Below are 15,760 nucleotides of genomic sequence, written 5' to 3'. Positions count from 1 at the left end.
GCCTGCTAAATTAGACACTACCTGTCGCAGTAAGGCGCGCCGAGACGTACCCTACCGATAGATTCTTTGTGCAAATCCAATCAATTAGCAAAAAATTAACCTTAAGGGACATCAATGAATTTCAAACATCTGGTTATTTCCGGCATGGCTCTGCTCCTCGGTACTGCAATCGTAGGAAATGCTATTGCTCAAGAACTGACCAACGACCAAAAAACGGTTGTTTGTCGCTTGAAAACAGAAGTTGACCAGCGGAAAGGCAACGGTCAAAAATTAGTATTTGTGCCGTTGCTGGGCCAAGTTCGCAAGCAAGTTTCATCTCCTTTTAGAGCAACACTGCATCCTAATGTGGAGTATGTTTTTGTTGCCACTTGCGACGGAAATTGCCAGGATTTAAACTTATCTCTCAAGGATGCCAGCGGTCAGGAAATCGCTGTGAGTCAAAAAACAGGCGAACTGGCGTCAATCTCTTTTACTCCCCCATCCCAAGGCGAATATCAAATCAGTGCTAAGCCTGGGGAATGCACGACGGCGGAGGGTTGCAGTTACGGCCTGGGAATCTTCGTTCCGGCAAGTGCTAGCGTACCTAATGCTTCAAGAATTCCTGCGGAGATAGCACAATTTCGACTTTGCCAGTAGAGGAACAGGGATAGAGTTGTGGGTTGCGAGTAGAGTAGAGTCTTGAATCAGACATCTAACTCATAACTTGCAACTTATAACTCGCCACTCATAATATCGCAACCACGCCCGACGGTGAGGACGTTCTTAATTACTCAAACCCTCCCTTTGACTGTTTCTTCCTTCTTTCTTCTTCCTTATGCTATGATTTGTTACGCATAACTCCTCCAAACAGTCAAGCCGATCGAGCTGTGGAACCCTGCAAAGACCCAATAACTGCCGAAACCTGGCCCGAAGCCAAAACTTTATTTACCCTCACGCAGGCATCAATTAGAATATAGATGGTGCCTCTCAAAGGTGACGAGTACATTGCCCATGTCTTTAACCTTAGCTTTGAAAAATCAACTGCAGAACCGTCCTCAAATAGGGTTGAAAAGTCTGTTGGGCCGCTTAGGTATCAGGCAGAAAATCGGCTGCGGATACGCCTTGGTCATTAGTATTGCCGTTTTGGGTGCTGTGGCGGGACGGGGAGTAGAATCCTATCACAAACAGCAAGTTAGAGAAAAACTAGCGCTCGATCGAGATAAAGCGGAAATCCTGACAAACCTCAACAACACGGTGCAGGAAGTCAGAATTCAGCAGCAAGAGCTCGCGAGTCTGACGGCCCAACCGCAAATTTTCGATCGCCAACGCTCGGAATTCCTGACTCGCGTTGCTCAGATGAGCGGCATCCTCGAACAACTGCAAACCCTACCGCCGACGAAGAATGCCGAGGTTGCCAAAGACTACGAACTGCTTCAACAGTTCGCTCAAACCAACGGCAAAACCGTAGAATCATACTTTCAACAAGTACAAAAATTGTTGGCGGCTGCCAAATTATCTGCTTTGAATCCGCAACAGCAGCAGGCTTTGGGGCGGAACTTGAACAATTTTGTGGCGGGCGAAACTGCTTTGAAACTCAAACAGTTTTCCGAGGATTCAGCCCAACTGGCCGTCAACTTTCGCGAGAAAGCAGACGAGGCATTGAGAACCTACGAAAATGCCGAAAAACTCGGAACTCTCATTCTCGTTTGCTCTCTCTTGATATCAGGTGCGATCGCAGCAATTCTAGCAGCATACACCAGCGGGGCGATCGCTCGCTCCTTAGAAGCCACCACCCTCATCGCTCAGCGAGTGACAGAAGAATCTAACTTTGATTTGCAAGTACCCGTCACTACTTCCGACGAAGTGGGAAGGCTAGCAATTTCCCTCAACGAACTAATCCAAAGAGTAGCCGAATACACCGAAGAATTGCACGAAGCAAAAGTAGCAGCCGAAGCGGCCAACCGCTCGAAAAGTGCATTTCTCGCCAACATGAGCCACGAACTACGCACCCCCCTCAACGCCATCATTAACTACAGCGAAATGCTGCAAGAAGATGCTCAAGATTCCGGTTCAGAAGACTTTCTCCCGGACTTAGAAAAAATTCAAACCGCAGGCAAACACCTGTTAGATATGATTAGCGATATCCTCGATATTTCCAAAATAGAAGCAGGTCACGTCACCCTTTATTTGGAAAACTTCGACGTGGCAACGATGATTGAAGAAGTGATGACTACGGCTCAACCGCTAGTAGAGAAAAAAGGCAATGCTTTAGCACTGAAAACAAAAGGCGAACTCGGCACAATGTACGCCGATCAACCGAAAGTGCGGCAAATTCTCCTTAATTTGCTCAGCAATGCTGCCAAATTTACCGAAAAAGGCGTCATTACTATCGGCGTGGAAAGAATTAAAATTGAAAAATCAAGACCGGGGAAACAAAATAAAAATAATGATATTCAATCGGGTTCAAGCTACACTTCTCAAGTTGTAATATTTCGAGTCAGCGACACTGGCATCGGCATGACAAACGAGCAATTAGAGCAGATATTTAAACCTTTTACCCAAGCTGATGCTTCGACTACCCGCAAGTACGGAGGGACGGGTTTGGGGTTGACAATTAGCCAGCGTTTGTGTCAAATTCTCGGCGGCGAAATTAGCGTCGAAAGCGAAGATGGGAAAGGTTCAACTTTTATTGTCAGTCTCCCGGAACGGGTAGTGATGCAGGCATGAAGTCAATCGATTTTAGATTTTAGATTTTAGATTTTAGATTTTAGATTAAAGAATTGAAGCATTGAACCCACGGATAAATACGTTCGGCAAGTTTCATCGGATACAGGTTTTTTATTTCTGGACGGATCAATCCGGGGGCTTGTATCCTGGATGCTTGATTGTCAGGCAATATCTGGATTTTGACACGGATATACGGATTAATTATTGAGCATTTGTCAATAGTCAGGAGGCAGATATTCAAGGAAAAAGAAAGAGGGAGGAAGGAAGAGGGAAATTTTAAAATGTATTGATATAGCAAGCGCTTTCGTCGGTTAGGGCATAAAGTGTAAATAGCCCCAATTGCCGTGCGATCGCAAAACCCATCTCCAAAGTTGCACTCTTAAATATGAATACTTGGGACAGTTGTTGATTACTAACCGTAGGAGAAGGGTTTCAAGGCTCCAAGGCGATCGAGCTACCAACGGAAAATTGAGGGTTTCAGACTACGAAATAAAAACTGTTCGGACTATTGAAATATCAGGGCTTATGAATATTACTCGCGTTTCAGTTGACTCAGCAGGCAATCAGGGCAATCGAGGGCCATTGGGCACCTTTTCCTCTGCTTCCATTTCGCCCGACGGGCGGTTTGTGGCGTTTGAATCTCCAGCATCCAACCTCGTGCCGGGAGACACTAACGCTAGCGAGGATGTCTTTGTGCGGGACACGCTAGCCAATACCACCACCCGTGTCTCTGTTGACTCAGCAGGCAATCAGACTCTCGGCGACTCCTACAGCCCCTCCATCTCAGCCGACGGGCGGTTTGTGGCATTTTGGTCTGATGCCACAAACCTTGTGCCGGGAGACACTAACAATACAAACGACTTCTTCTTACGGGACTTGTTGACGAATACCACCACCCGCGTCTCTGTTGACTCAGCAGGCAATCAGGTGACGAACAATGCCTCCGGAGGTGGCTCCATCACCCCCGACGGGCGATTTGTGGTGTTTTTTTCTGACGCCTCCAAGCTAGTGCCGGGGGACACTAACAATACAGCCGACATCTTCGTGCGAGACTTGTTGACGAATACCACCACCCGCGTCTCTGTTGACTCAGCAGGCAATCAGGCGAACAGGGAGTCCTACGGCTCCTCCCTCTCAGCCGACGGGCGGTTTGTGGCATTTTCCTCTCTTGCCACAAACCTAGTGCCGGGGGATACTAACAATACAAACGACATCTTCGTGCGGGACTTGTTGACAAATACCACCACCCGCGTCTCTACGAACTCAGCAGGCAATCAGGCGAACGGGGAGTCCTACAACCCCTCCCTCTCAGCCGACGGGCGGTTTGTGGCATTTTCCTCTTTTGCCACAAACTTCGTGCCGGGGGACACTGACAATAACATCGACATCTTCGTGCGGGACTTGTTGACGAATACCACCACCCGCGTCTCTACGAACTCAGCAGGCAATGAGGGGAACAGTAACTCCAACAGCGCTTCCATCTCAACCGACGGGCGGTTTGTGGCGTTTCATTCTAGTGCCTCCAACCTCGTGCCGGGGGACACTAACAATAGAAGCGACATCTTCGTGCGCGACACGCTAGCCAACACCACCACCCGCGTTTCTGTTGACTCAGCAGGCAATCAGGGGAACAGCCTGTCCTTCGAGGCCTCCATCTCTGCAGATGGGGGGAGAGTAGCGTTTTCATCTGATGCCACTAACCTCGTACCGGGAGATACTAACAATAACATCGATGTTTTTGTTTCTGACATCGGTAACATTCCAGGCAATAATCCTCTTGGTAACAACATCAACGGCACTCCCGGCAACGACAACCTGTCTGGCACCAGCGGCAAGGATATCATCAACGGTGTGGAAGGTAATGACGTACTCACCGGTTTGCGGGGCAACGATATCCTTGTCGGGGGCGAGGGCAGCGATATCCTCAATGGCGCCAAAGGTTTTGACACTCTCAACGGCGGTTTGGGAAACGATATTCTAGTCGGCGGCGCGGGCAACGATGTATTTGTTTTAGGTGCGGGATTGGGAGTTGATACGATCGCTGATTTCGCCAACTCTCAAGATACCGTGCAACTAATCAATGGCTTGACCTTCGGACAGCTATCAATTTCGCCGGGAACTGACGGCACATTAATTACAGTAACCAGCAGCGGTGAAGTTTTAGCTTCTTTGATAGGTGTTGCTCCCAATCTCATCGTTTCTGAAGATTTCATCTCGGTCTAGAGATAGTAAAGTGGTCATTTGTGAAATCACTTTTACTCAGGGAACATGATTAAAATTGGCCAACAATCCTTGTAAGTTTTGATAATTCCCAGGTCAAAACCTGGGAATATAGCAAGCCTAAAGAACAAAGCCTTGTACAACAGTAGTTTTCAAGACTCCTTCAAAAGTGCGTTCTGTCTTGTCCAGCAGGACAACGACATTGCGCCCGTTCGGAGACAAACGAACTTCTCGGATTGAATAAGAGAACACCCAATCTTGAAAATTGTTCAGCGTTCCGAGGACACGCGGCCGACCGTTATGATTAATTACAAGACGCATGGCCGCGCTTTCTCTGCCAGCCGAAGCATTTTTTTGCCGCTGTTCTAGGCGAATTTGTAAAGGCTTTGCTGTATTGACTTTGACGGCGACTGTCTCGCTTCCATTGGCTCCGGGAGTACGAGAAATAATGTTCAGTTTAGTTCCAGCTTGAGGAGGAGTTAACTTCAAAGTTTGCCTGCTATTCCAACTTTTTTTAAGCAAGTCATCTTCGGCCATTTTAGTGCTTTTATTGGAGTCTGGTTCGCCATATTTAGTTTCGATACACCCATTTCTGATGCAGGAATTTGCAGCAACTTGGACAATTTGCAATTCGGCTTTGGGAATTCCCGCTCCTGTATCTCTCGAACTTTCTAGATACAAGTAGTAATTGCTGTCGGCGGAAAAACCCGACATCCGGTGTGCGGCACGCCAGGTACTTGCCAAAGCTTCAGGGGCTAGTGCGATCGCGGCACTTGCTATAATTCCTAACGAAAATAAAGGTAAAATTTTCATGGCTATATTTTCCAGGTGTGAGAGTTATAGCGGCTGTTATTGATGAGTAAAACAATAACGCTTCGGGTTTCGCTATAGGACTGTGACGGTTCTCAAGTCCTCTCTCCTATTTACATGAGTGTTTCTCGATTTTCCGCAGCAGGAGACTGTTTAAGAATGTGCCGTTTTTGTAAGTGGCACTAGAAAGCATTTTTAATGTGAGAGTTGGTCTTATCTCACATCTTGCACTCTTCTCAAGAACAGGCAAGATGCCTGTTCCACAAAGAGTGAATTTTCTTCTTGTGGAACAGGCATCTTGCCTGTTCATAAAAGCTTATTGACAATGGTGCAACATCTCATACCAATTTTTTATGAGGTTGCATAGAATCCGATCCCCCCTAGCCAAGAGGGCGGGCACGGGGGCACCGCCCCTACTAAGGGGGGGGACAAGATTCTTCTCTTTCGTCCCCCTTATTAATAAGGGGGATTTAGGGGGATCGAGATATGTGCAACTTCACATTAAATTGGTATCAGTCTTATCCAAGAGTCCAACTTTTAGGCGCGGCAGTTTGCTTTTCCTTGCGAGAGACTGCTACACAGGACGGAAATACCTATCTCAAGATAGGGGAACACCGATCCGCCCCCTCTCCGCAACTCCCTACAATGACAATTGTACGGGCGATCGAGCAATTGCCTCTACAGCAATCATCATTTTTAATGCAGGGAATTAAAATTTATGCAACCAAATAATCCAAACCAATTTACCGAAAAAGCCTGGGAAGCCCTCGCCCGCACCCCCGAAATCGTCAAAGCAGGTCAGCAGCAGCAGCTAGAAAGCGAACATTTGATGAAAGCTTTGCTGGAACAAGAATCGGGGCTCGCTAGCAGCTTATTTAACAAAGCGGGAGTTTCTGTAGCAAAATTGCGCGATCGCACGGACGAGTTTATCAGTCGCCAGCCGAAAATTACTGGAAGCGGCGGCAACGTTTATCTAGGTCGTTCTCTCGACACTTTGCTCGATCGCGCCGAAACTTATCGCAAAGAGTACGGCGATGAATTTATTTCGGTCGAGCATTTGATACTAGGTTACGTTAAGGACGATCGTTTCGGCAAAAATCTACTACAAGAATTTAAACTATCTGAAGCTAAGCTCAAAGATATCATTACCCAAGTCCGGGGGAACAACAAAGTGACTGATCAAAATCCAGAAGGCAAATACGAAGCGCTGGAAAAATACGGCCGAGATTTGACAGAAGCCGCGCGTCAAGGCAAACTCGATCCGGTAATCGGACGCGATGACGAAATCCGCCGCACGATTCAAATTTTGAGCCGTCGCACCAAAAATAATCCGGTATTGATTGGGGAACCGGGAGTCGGCAAAACTGCGATCGCCGAAGGACTCGCCCAGCGAATTATCACCGGAGATGTGCCGCAATCTCTCAAAGACAGACAATTAATTAGCTTAGATATGGGCGCGTTAATTGCCGGGGCAAAATTCCGGGGAGAATTTGAAGAACGCTTGAAAGCAGTGCTCAAAGAAGTGATGGACAGCAACGGCAAAGTCATCTTATTTATCGATGAAATTCACACCGTTGTCGGTGCCGGTGCAACTCAAGGATCGATGGATGCCGGCAACTTACTTAAACCCATGTTAGCGAGGGGAGAATTGCGCTGTATCGGTGCTACAACTCTCGACGAATACCGCAAGTACCTCGAAAAAGATGCGGCACTAGAACGCCGTTTTCAACAAGTTTATGTTGACCAACCGACAGTTGAAGATACTGTCTCGATTTTGCGGGGATTGAAAGAACGCTACGAAGTTCACCACGGCGTAAAAATTTCTGACAGCGCCTTAGTGGCGGCGGCTACTTTGTCTACTCGATATATTAGCGATCGCTTCCTTCCAGACAAAGCCATTGACTTAGTGGACGAAGCAGCCGCTAAACTCAAAATGGAGATTACCTCCAAGCCGGAAGAACTAGACGAAATCGATCGCAGGATTTTGCAGCTAGAAATGGAAAGACTGTCGCTGCAAAAAGAAAGTAATGCTGCTTCGATCGAACGCTTGGAAAGACTGGAAAAAGACTTAGCCAACCTCAAGGAACAGCAAAGCGCTTTGAATGCCCAGTGGCAATCGGAAAAAGGTGTTATCGGCAGCATTCAAAAGATTAAAGAACAGATTGATAAGGTGAATATTGAAATTCAGCAAGCTGAATTAAAATATGACCTTAACCGCGCTGCTGAGTTGAAATATAGCAAGTTAACTGAATTGCAAAAACAATTGCAAGAAGCAGAAGCTCAACTGTCAGCAACTCAAACCACAGGTAAAACTTTGCTACGGGAAGAAGTTACAGAAGGTGACATAGCCGAGATTATTTCCAAGTGGACGGGAATTCCGATTAGCAAGTTAGTTGAATCGGAAATGCAGAAACTTCTGCACTTGGAAGATGAACTGCACAAGCGGGTAATCGGACAGGATGAAGCGGTGACGGCGGTTGCAGATGCAATTCAGCGATCGCGCGCAGGTTTAGCAGATCCAAATCGTCCGGTTGCGAGTTTTATCTTCCTCGGCCCCACGGGTGTTGGCAAAACCGAATTAGCCAAAGCATTAGCGTCTTATTTGTTCGACACCGAAGAAGCGATCGTGCGAATTGATATGTCGGAATACATGGAAAAACACGCGGTTTCCCGATTAATTGGTGCGCCTCCGGGATACGTTGGCTACGACGAAGGCGGACAATTAACTGAGGCTGTGCGCCGCCGTCCTTACTCCGTGATTCTATTCGATGAAATCGAGAAAGCGCACCCGGATGTCTTCAACATCATGCTGCAAATTCTGGATGACGGCCGCGTTACCGATGCTCAAGGTCACACAGTAGACTTTAAGAATTCTGTGATTATTATGACATCGAATGTCGGCTCTCAATACATTTTAGATGTGGCGGGAGATAACGAACAAATGCGGAGTCGGGTGATGGAAGCGATGCGGGGAACTTTCCGCCCAGAATTCTTGAACCGGATTGATGAGATGATTATCTTCCACGGTTTGAGTAAGGCCGAACTGCGGCAGATTGTGCTGTTGCAAGTTAAGCGCTTGGAAAAACGCTTAGCCGATCGCAAAATGTCTCTGAAATTGTCGGAATCTGCGATCGACTTCTTAGCAGAAATTGGTTACGATCCGGTTTACGGTGCGCGGCCTCTGAAGCGGGGAATTCAACGCGAGTTAGAAACGCAAATGGCGAAGGGTATTTTGCGGGGAGATTTTGCTGACGGCGATACCATTTTTGTGGATATCGAGAATGAAAGGTTGGCGTTTAAGCGGCTGCCGGCACAGTTGGTGACTGCGAAATAATAGGAGTTGGGTGGGCTGCGGCCCACCTTATTTTTTGGGCGATTCCCTACGGGATAGCTGGGCTTCATGCACTTTTTTTTCTAAATTACGGTAGGTAATTGAAAAACTTCTAAAATCTTTTGTTTCAAAGTAACTAAGTCATCTGTAGCTGCATGAGCTTCATAAATAGCTTCGGATGCTGCTACAAAAGGATCTGCATCAAGGGCAAAATAGAGTGAATTCACGGCGCGCGCTGTGTGAAATGCAGCTAAATAATCTGATAATTCTATATTGCCTTCTCCCATTTTTTCTTGCAAGTCCCACTGAATCTCATCGAGTCGATCGACCAAGGATTGAAGTTTGTTTTGAAGTGAAACATCACCACATTGACCTTTTTCTAGCGCGTCTAATCCTTCGTCAAGAATTGGGTGACTCAAGCTAGTGCGCTCAATTGCGAATTTACAAGCGGCTTTGGCTGCATTTCGCTGTTCGGAAATAGTTGCTTGTTTCAGCATTTCCGATTGTTCAGGAGCGATAATTTCTAAGCGATTTTCTGTCATTGTGTAATTAACTCCTTGGATTAGATTTTTGGGGACTTGCGACTAAGCCGCCAGCGCCTTCTATCGTTTGGACGCAGTTTTCACAAATAGGACGCCCTGCTGCTACTGCAATTACTTTACAATCATTTTTAACGGCCCAAGCAACTATGTTAGCTTCTGCATGACCAAAACCGGGAATAACGGTTTCTCCGAATAGAAGTGCAGACTTTACTCCCGGACGCAAGTAACCATTGGGTTCGCTGGTTCCTATCACTACTCTGCGGTTTTCTTGGGCGTTTTCAACAACCCCAGCACCCATTGTTACTCTAGATTGCGCGGGTGGTGATAAAGCTTGCTGTAAGGCGATCGCTCGCGTTCGGGCAATGCCTTCAGGATTGCTGAAAAGTTCTGCTTCTGTGTAGTCTTCTGGCAGTGTTGTCTCCTCGGTTGTTAAAGATATAGGCTGTGGTGATCGCTTAAGGGCGATCGCTTTCTGATTTATCTTTTTTCTGTTCTTGGCGTTCTGGAACAGATTTAGTCAGCAGGTACGTTGCCAAACTGCTAACGGATCTGCTGTCTTCTTGTGCCCATTCTTCGAGAGCTTTTTGAATTTCCTCTGGTAGGTATGCGGTAACTCTTCCCCGTGAAGCCATTCGTTGTACTGCAAAACATTTCAACACACTCCATCTTACGCCGTGGCCATCGCTTAAGGGCGATCGCTTTCTGATTTATCTTTTTTCTCGTCTTGGCGATCTCTGACTGCTTTAGCTGCGACATGGGAGAGAAGGTTTGCGAGGGTTCTATCTTCTTCTTCGGCCCATTCGGACAACGCTTGATGAACGTCTTCTGGCAGTGTAACTGTTACTCGCATACGTGAAGGCATAGGTGGGCACGGTTTTACTTCAATTGTCTTTAATTTTACACTCTAACATCATTTTATATCTTTTTATGTCATTTGCATCTAATAACATCAAATGATGCTATAAGTGTATATAGGGTTCAGACCCTAAAAAGTCAGAAGCCAGCCCCTTACTGTGGAAGGTTCCGGGCTGGCTCTGGCTCCAAAAATATCAATGGAGACGAGTTCTATGTTGACATACAAAGACCGCTTGTGTTGTTCGGCGATCGCCCGTTTGTTACCCTCTGAGCAATGGATAATTGTTGCCCGCTTCCGCAGTCGTTCTGACGCAGACGGCCATTTTCAGTTTTTGCGACAAACTATACCGCACGTTAAGTTTGAGGTTGTGTTCGATTTAAGCGGGGACAGCAACCGTTTATCGGCGTTGGGCCGCTGTGCCAATTCCCTCGCCAGCCGGTTATAAATTGTAATTTTCCGGCTGTTTTGAGTTGATTTAATTTGGGGGATCGCACTTTTTTTGATAAGTGCGATCGTCCGTACCCTCTCAGCCAAATCAGAATTTACACTGGGGTGGCCTCAAGACTGAAATTCTCCGAACACGACTTTATCAACCTTGGGCTGTGGTAAAATGATCGTGTCCACAACACTTTCTCGTTACTTAAAAATATGCGATCGAAACTAGAACAAATTACGCTGCAAGACAGAAATGCTGCTGAAATGGAAATTCGCGACAATCGGCAGCAAATTAATTACGACACCAAACAGTATCCACTCGAAATACTCGTTCAAAAATATATGGAAGGAATTGACGATGATACTAATAAGTTGTTTATTCCCGACTACCAACGTGAAATGACTTGGGATGAAGCAAGGCAATCAAAGTTTATCGAATCTGTAATTTTGGGGCTGCCAATACCTTATCTATTCGTTGCTGATATCGGTGATGATGAAAATGATGAATCACGTTTAGAGATCGTAGACGGTGCAGAACGCATTCGTACTCTAACCAGATTTGTAAACAACGAATTAACCTTAATTGGACTGAAAAAATTAGAGCATTTGAATGGATTTAAGTTTGCTGATTTACTCCTGCCTCGTCAGAGGCATTTCAATCGAACTACACTTCGGGTAATCCAACTAAGCAAAACTGCCAATGAGGAATTCCGAAGAGATTTATTTGAGCGGCTACAATCATTTTAATAGCCAAGTAAATACATTTAAAAGAGAGCCAAAAATCTCTGGGTATTAGTTTGAGGAATCAAAAAGTAGTTGTGTGTATTGAATATATCTGCGATCGACTGGTAAGATAATCATGGAAACTGTACTCTTCGACTTTCATACACGCGCTAAAGATGTGGATGATTACTTCATTTTTCTGGAGAGCTTGGAAAAACAGACAACGAAGTTAGCTGTATTCGATCCTGCTGGCACATACAAAATACAAAGTCTCGATCCTGAGTTAGCAAAAACTCTGAGAGCTAATGGTTTTTTGTTACTGTATAACTTAGTTGAATCCACTATGCGAAATGCGATTGAAGCCATATTCGAGGAGTTTAAAAATAAAGCCATCTCTTTTGACGATCTCAAACCAAAAATTAAAATAGTTGTTCTTCAAAATCTTAAAAATCGTTCTCCTAAGAAAATTCATTTAACAATCAACCAAATCTCTACAGATATCATCACAGCTACATTTGAGCGCGAGGAACTGTTTTCAGGAAATGTGGATGCTAGGTTGATTAAAGAAATAGCAGAAAAATATGGTTTTTCATATCAAACAGACTTTACTAAGACAAAGAACGGGAAAAATCTTGTAGTTGTTAAAAGCAACAGGAATGATTTGGCGCATGGGATTAAGTCTTTTGAGGAAGTGGGGCAAGATCAGGCTATTGAGGAACTATTAGAAATTAAGGAAGAAGTCGTAGAGTATTTGACGCAAATACTGGAAAATATCAGAGATTATCTTGACAATGAAGAGTATTTGGAGTTACCCACAGGTAATCCTTAATTTTTGTTTTCTTCAGTCCGCGCAGGTGTCCAGAAACCGGGTTTTTGCGAGAATACTTTTTACAGCCTGCTGAAACAGCAAAAAACCCGGTTTCTCGCGATCGCCATCAACCTAAAATGACGCAATTACGTTAAAAAACCGCGTTTTTGCGTCCAGGACTACTAACTTACTTTCGCACCATCACAGACTTAATCACAGCATTAGGCTGATACTTATTAGTCTGAAAAAATCCCCCTTGACCAGCGCCATAAACTCCCGCAAATTGTTTCCCTTCAGCCTTGGGAACAAACATAATGTTTCTAGTGGGTTGCTTGGCAAATACAACCCCTTCTCTCATTTCATTATCCACGTTATAAGATAAAGTAGCCTTGCCGTAAATGGCCTCAGCTTGTTTCAGAGTCATTCCCGGCCCGACGCCCTGAACAGTTTTATAATTAGAATTATCAGTCATCAAAAGTTCAATGACATCGGTATCTTTTAGCTTTGTACCCGCAGCGTAGATAATCCGATATTGCACTTTTCCCGATCGGCTGACAGCCACAGCATCAAAGTCTACCATAAAAGGAGACTCTACCTTAAACTGCGCCGTGGAACCCAGAGCCTTTTTCAATTGTCCGAAAGTCATTCCCACCTTCGCCGCTCCAATTGTGCGATCGGAAATTGTTAAACTTGCAGAAGGTGTTTTTTGAGCAGCATTTGCCGTTTCCCCCAGCTTATTTGCACCCCTAGGCGCAATAGCGGAACCCGGAACCGAAATTAAGGTGAGGTAACTGCCGATCGCCAGCAAAGCAGCTATCATTGATCCAGACAAAACTTTAATATTCAACATGACTAATTCTCCTAGATTTCAAATGCGACTATCTACCCGCATCTTTTTGACTATCCTGGGCCTCACCCTCCTAGTTTGGATTCTCAGAGGTGTTGGGATATTGACATTCATTCCCGGTGGTGTGATATGGATACTAATTTTGTTGTCTTTTGTTGCGGGTATCCTCAGCACTTTACTCCGCAGGTAAGCCGGCATCCGGTAATTAATAATAGTTTTTTGACTGTTCACTGTTCACTGTTCACTGTTCACTGTTGTCATAACAAATAACAAATAACAAATGCCCAATGCCCTGTTTGGCCAATGCCCTGTTTGGCCAATGCCCGTTATTTTAGTTTCATTGCCTTTGCGACTGTTACATTTAACTGAGCGCCGATCAGCATCACCAAAGAAGAAATATCGAGCCACAGCAGCAACACAATAAAAGTTCCGATCGTGCCGTAAGTCCAACTGAAATTGCCCCAATGCCCAACATAAACCCGAAATAAAGCTGAAAAGAGCGCCCACAAAATAGCAGCAAAAACAGCTCCAGACAAAATAGGAATATCTGGTTGACGGCGGCTAGGCCCGTAGCGGTAAACAAAGGCAAAGGCAAGTGATACAATTCCCAAAGAAATCGGCCACCGCCACAGCCGCCAAACACCTAACAATTGCGACTCCAAAGGGCAATTGCCGGCGAGTAGCAAGCAATTTTGAACATCTTTTAAATCGCAATTGGCAACGGACTCCAGCAGGCAACTCTGGCGGGCAATAGCTTGTACAATTAAGTCGCTGACAAAGACTACTCCCGATGCTAGAATTAACAGCACAATTGTACCGATACTCAGCGCCAGAGAAATAAGTTTTGCTTTCCAAAATGGTCGAGTTCGATCGCTAGGGATTTCATGGATGCGATCGAGTGCAGCCATCGCCGCGCTCATTACTCCAGAAAATGCCCAAATCGCCCCAAGAAAGCTCACCGAAAACAGCCCTTTACTGCGAGTTAACAGAATTTCTTTGATTAAGCCACCAATCAACTTCCGCACGTCATCGGGTATAACTTCGCCCAAAAGACGGGCGATTTGATACAGTGTTGACTGCAAAGGTTCAAAGAGGGCGATCGCAGATAAGATAGCCAACAGCCCCGGAAACAGCGCCAGCATAGAATTGTAGGCCATTTCCGCAGACAGCCCCGGCAAGCGCTGTTCTCCCGCCTTCGCCCCGACTTCCTTGAGCGTGCCCCAAGTCAAACACCGACAAAACAGCCAAAATCCCCCAAATTTCCGTTTGAGTGCTCGAAGCAGCCTCAAAAATGCCTGAAACAAAGCTAAAATCAGGTAGCGCAACCAGTAAAAAATGTTCATAGCGCACAGGCAATGGGGCGAAAGATGAGGTACACAAGTCGTTAATTAATTAAGGCATTATCAACTCGCAATTGCCAATTCCCAATTCCCCCATCTAAAATCTAAAATCTAAAATCTAAAATCTAAAATCAATATTATGGCTCAGGATGTCAGACAGTGGTTAGATGAAATCAAGCGGCTGCAACAGCAGTTAACAGAAGTTTCGCGCGATCGAGATGAGGCCGGTGAAAGTGCCGCTCAGTGGCGCCAACTATACAATACCGAAGCCGAGCAGCGGCGGAATGATGCTAAATTAACTCAGCAAACCATCGCTTCTCTGGAAGCACAAATAGAGCAATTACAAAATTTTTCCCCCCTTGTGCCCGAAGGCGACGATGCTGGAGTTGCTCGCCAGCAGGAAGTCGAACAACTGCAAACAGTAGGCGAACTTAAAGCTAAGTTAGCAGAAGTTCTCGAAGAACGCGATCGGGCGATCGAACAAGTTAAACAACTCACTCAAGCCCTCAAACAAGAAGAAGCCCGTCACGCCGAAACTAGCAAAAATTTAACTAGCGCCCTCGGAGATGCCGTTGACTTGCTCACGAAAGCCCAAAATCCTGCCCCTGCAAAAACGGAGACAGTATATTCTTTAGAGATAGTACCTACTCGCACTGCAAATCCTGGCGAAACTGCTCTGGAAATCCGCCAAACTTCTGCCCCAGGCAAAAATCCCGCCCAGCTTCCACCTTCTAAAAATCAGTTACTCGATTTACCGCCCTTTGGGAATTAGGAGTTACAAATTCAGGAATTTTCGGCATGGCGAGTCCCCTTAGCAGGTGGGATTTAGTCAGCGATGCGTTGTTTTTGCCTTAACTGCAATTAGGCTGCATTAATTTATCAGCTTCTTTAGGATATTCAATTCCGCTTATATCGGAATGATTAAACCACAGAGGACGCAGAGGATACAGAGGAAGGGAAGAGAGATGAATAATTCCGATGAAGGGCTGAGTTGATATTATTCCGCATCTACGGATGGTCTACTAATCGATGTAACTGTACTATAGCAATCCTAAATCATTCTCATAATTAGGGCTTGCTGAATAATCGATCGCACATCAAGAATAAGAGCGATCGATATATTCAAGCTCGATTAAAGATAA

16 protein-coding genes are annotated in these 15,760 nt (G+C 45.6%); 9 read left to right on the top strand and 7 right to left on the bottom strand.

The features are described 5' to 3' along the window. The first annotated feature begins 114 nt into the window (after window positions 1-114). From QUB12_RS17290 to QUB12_RS17280, 3 genes are all read left to right on the top strand, one after another. Window positions 115-636, top strand: a complete 522-nt coding sequence (locus QUB12_RS17290; RefSeq protein ID WP_333279792.1) for a hypothetical protein — start codon at window positions 115-117, stop codon at window positions 634-636. A gap of 354 nt (window positions 637-990) precedes the next feature. Continuing rightward, entirely contained in the window at window positions 991-2,706 is a 1,716-nt protein-coding gene (locus QUB12_RS17285) for an ATP-binding protein (RefSeq protein ID WP_333142605.1), read from the top strand. A 525-nt stretch (window positions 2,707-3,231) separates the two neighbouring features. Then, the gene (locus QUB12_RS17280) at window positions 3,232-4,929 is read left to right on the top strand and encodes a calcium-binding protein (RefSeq protein ID WP_333142606.1); all 1,698 of its coding nucleotides are present in this window, start codon (window positions 3,232-3,234) and stop codon (window positions 4,927-4,929) included. 117 nt (window positions 4,930-5,046) lie between these two features. Here the strand turns inward: QUB12_RS17280 and QUB12_RS17275 are convergent, their stop codons facing one another. Continuing rightward, window positions 5,047-5,739 (bottom strand): DUF2259 domain-containing protein, encoded by a 693-nt coding sequence (locus QUB12_RS17275; protein ID WP_333142607.1) that lies wholly within the window; start codon window positions 5,737-5,739, stop codon window positions 5,047-5,049. Between the two features lie 483 nt (window positions 5,740-6,222). Here QUB12_RS17275 and QUB12_RS17270 point away from each other — a divergent pair, with 483 nt between their 5' ends. Together QUB12_RS17270 and clpB are read left to right on the top strand one after the other, a co-directional pair. Further along, a complete protein-coding gene (locus QUB12_RS17270; protein WP_333142608.1) occupies window positions 6,223-6,468 on the top strand; it encodes a hypothetical protein in 246 nt (81 codons plus the stop codon). Further along, window positions 6,455-9,070 carry an ATP-dependent chaperone ClpB gene (clpB, locus tag QUB12_RS17265; RefSeq protein ID WP_333142609.1) on the top strand — a complete coding sequence of 872 codons (2,616 nt, stop codon included), beginning with the start codon at window positions 6,455-6,457 and terminating at the stop codon, window positions 9,068-9,070. Before QUB12_RS17270 ends, clpB begins: the two co-directional genes overlap by 14 nt. A gap of 80 nt (window positions 9,071-9,150) precedes the next feature. On the opposite strand, the gene QUB12_RS17260 is transcribed toward clpB, so the two are convergent. From QUB12_RS17260 to QUB12_RS17245, 4 genes are all read right to left on the bottom strand, one after another. Continuing rightward, window positions 9,151-9,609, bottom strand: a complete 459-nt coding sequence (locus tag QUB12_RS17260; RefSeq protein WP_333142610.1) for a hypothetical protein — start codon at window positions 9,607-9,609, stop codon at window positions 9,151-9,153. Between the two features lie 7 nt (window positions 9,610-9,616). Beyond that, complete coding sequence (locus QUB12_RS17255) at window positions 9,617-9,907, bottom strand: hypothetical protein (RefSeq protein ID WP_333142611.1); 291 nt, start codon at window positions 9,905-9,907, stop codon at window positions 9,617-9,619. A 157-nt stretch (window positions 9,908-10,064) separates the two neighbouring features. Beyond that, a complete protein-coding gene (locus tag QUB12_RS17250; RefSeq protein ID WP_333142612.1) occupies window positions 10,065-10,241 on the bottom strand; it encodes a ribbon-helix-helix domain-containing protein in 177 nt (58 codons plus the stop codon). 53 nt (window positions 10,242-10,294) lie between these two features. Then, a complete protein-coding gene (locus tag QUB12_RS17245; protein WP_333124348.1) occupies window positions 10,295-10,471 on the bottom strand; it encodes a ribbon-helix-helix domain-containing protein in 177 nt (58 codons plus the stop codon). Window positions 10,472-10,676: 205 nt separating this feature from the next. On the opposite strand from QUB12_RS17245, the gene QUB12_RS17240 reads away from it, so the two are divergent. The 3 genes from QUB12_RS17240 to QUB12_RS17230 all read left to right on the top strand — a co-directional run bounded on the left by QUB12_RS17240 (window position 10,677) and on the right by QUB12_RS17230 (window position 12,452). Then, window positions 10,677-10,910, top strand: a complete 234-nt coding sequence (locus QUB12_RS17240) for a hypothetical protein (protein ID WP_333142613.1) — start codon at window positions 10,677-10,679, stop codon at window positions 10,908-10,910. Window positions 10,911-11,113: 203 nt separating this feature from the next. Further along, window positions 11,114-11,647: a DUF262 domain-containing protein gene (locus QUB12_RS17235; protein WP_333142614.1), complete on the top strand. Its 534-nt coding sequence runs from the start codon at window positions 11,114-11,116 to the stop codon at window positions 11,645-11,647. 112 nt (window positions 11,648-11,759) lie between these two features. Continuing rightward, window positions 11,760-12,452, top strand: coding sequence for an MAE_28990/MAE_18760 family HEPN-like nuclease (locus QUB12_RS17230; protein ID WP_333142615.1), 693 nt, complete (start codon window positions 11,760-11,762; stop codon window positions 12,450-12,452). Window positions 12,453-12,618: 166 nt separating this feature from the next. On the opposite strand, the gene QUB12_RS17225 is transcribed toward QUB12_RS17230, so the two are convergent. Further along, the gene (locus tag QUB12_RS17225) at window positions 12,619-13,281 is read right to left on the bottom strand and encodes a hypothetical protein (protein WP_333142616.1); all 663 of its coding nucleotides are present in this window, start codon (window positions 13,279-13,281) and stop codon (window positions 12,619-12,621) included. A gap of 323 nt (window positions 13,282-13,604) precedes the next feature. Continuing rightward, on the bottom strand, window positions 13,605-14,621 hold the full coding sequence (locus tag QUB12_RS17220; protein WP_333142617.1) for a YihY/virulence factor BrkB family protein: 1,017 nt from the start codon (window positions 14,619-14,621) through the stop codon (window positions 13,605-13,607). A gap of 136 nt (window positions 14,622-14,757) precedes the next feature. Between QUB12_RS17220 and QUB12_RS17215 the strand changes: the two genes are divergently transcribed. After that, window positions 14,758-15,390 (top strand): hypothetical protein, encoded by a 633-nt coding sequence (locus tag QUB12_RS17215; RefSeq protein ID WP_333142618.1) that lies wholly within the window; start codon window positions 14,758-14,760, stop codon window positions 15,388-15,390. Window positions 15,391-15,760 lie beyond the last annotated feature (370 nt).

Source organism: Microcoleus sp. B7-D4, from assembly GCF_036705125.1.
Classification (GTDB): Bacteria; Cyanobacteriota; Cyanobacteriia; order Cyanobacteriales; family Microcoleaceae; genus Microcoleus.
Note: the sequence above shows the minus strand (reverse complement) of the source record. Positions and strands in the feature narration are given on the sequence as shown.

What these genes read in the sequence shown, in the direction of transcription:
- QUB12_RS17290 (WP_333279792.1), top strand. Translation starts at nt 115, where the DNA reads ATGAATTTCAAACATCTGGTTATTTCCGGCATGGCTCTGCTCCTCGGT.
- QUB12_RS17285 (WP_333142605.1), top strand. Translation starts at nt 991, where the DNA reads ATGTCTTTAACCTTAGCTTTGAAAAATCAACTGCAGAACCGTCCTCAA.
- QUB12_RS17280 (WP_333142606.1), top strand. Translation starts at nt 3,232, where the DNA reads ATGAATATTACTCGCGTTTCAGTTGACTCAGCAGGCAATCAGGGCAAT.
- QUB12_RS17275 (WP_333142607.1), bottom strand. Translation starts at nt 5,739, where the DNA reads ATGAAAATTTTACCTTTATTTTCGTTAGGAATTATAGCAAGTGCCGCG.
- QUB12_RS17270 (WP_333142608.1), top strand. Translation starts at nt 6,223, where the DNA reads ATGTGCAACTTCACATTAAATTGGTATCAGTCTTATCCAAGAGTCCAA.
- clpB (WP_333142609.1), top strand. Translation starts at nt 6,455, where the DNA reads ATGCAACCAAATAATCCAAACCAATTTACCGAAAAAGCCTGGGAAGCC.
- QUB12_RS17260 (WP_333142610.1), bottom strand. Translation starts at nt 9,609, where the DNA reads ATGACAGAAAATCGCTTAGAAATTATCGCTCCTGAACAATCGGAAATG.
- QUB12_RS17255 (WP_333142611.1), bottom strand. Translation starts at nt 9,907, where the DNA reads ATGGGTGCTGGGGTTGTTGAAAACGCCCAAGAAAACCGCAGAGTAGTG.
- QUB12_RS17250 (WP_333142612.1), bottom strand. Translation starts at nt 10,241, where the DNA reads ATGGCTTCACGGGGAAGAGTTACCGCATACCTACCAGAGGAAATTCAA.
- QUB12_RS17245 (WP_333124348.1), bottom strand. Translation starts at nt 10,471, where the DNA reads ATGCCTTCACGTATGCGAGTAACAGTTACACTGCCAGAAGACGTTCAT.
- QUB12_RS17240 (WP_333142613.1), top strand. Translation starts at nt 10,677, where the DNA reads ATGTTGACATACAAAGACCGCTTGTGTTGTTCGGCGATCGCCCGTTTG.
- QUB12_RS17235 (WP_333142614.1), top strand. Translation starts at nt 11,114, where the DNA reads ATGCGATCGAAACTAGAACAAATTACGCTGCAAGACAGAAATGCTGCT.
- QUB12_RS17230 (WP_333142615.1), top strand. Translation starts at nt 11,760, where the DNA reads ATGGAAACTGTACTCTTCGACTTTCATACACGCGCTAAAGATGTGGAT.
- QUB12_RS17225 (WP_333142616.1), bottom strand. Translation starts at nt 13,281, where the DNA reads ATGTTGAATATTAAAGTTTTGTCTGGATCAATGATAGCTGCTTTGCTG.
- QUB12_RS17220 (WP_333142617.1), bottom strand. Translation starts at nt 14,621, where the DNA reads ATGAACATTTTTTACTGGTTGCGCTACCTGATTTTAGCTTTGTTTCAG.
- QUB12_RS17215 (WP_333142618.1), top strand. Translation starts at nt 14,758, where the DNA reads ATGGCTCAGGATGTCAGACAGTGGTTAGATGAAATCAAGCGGCTGCAA.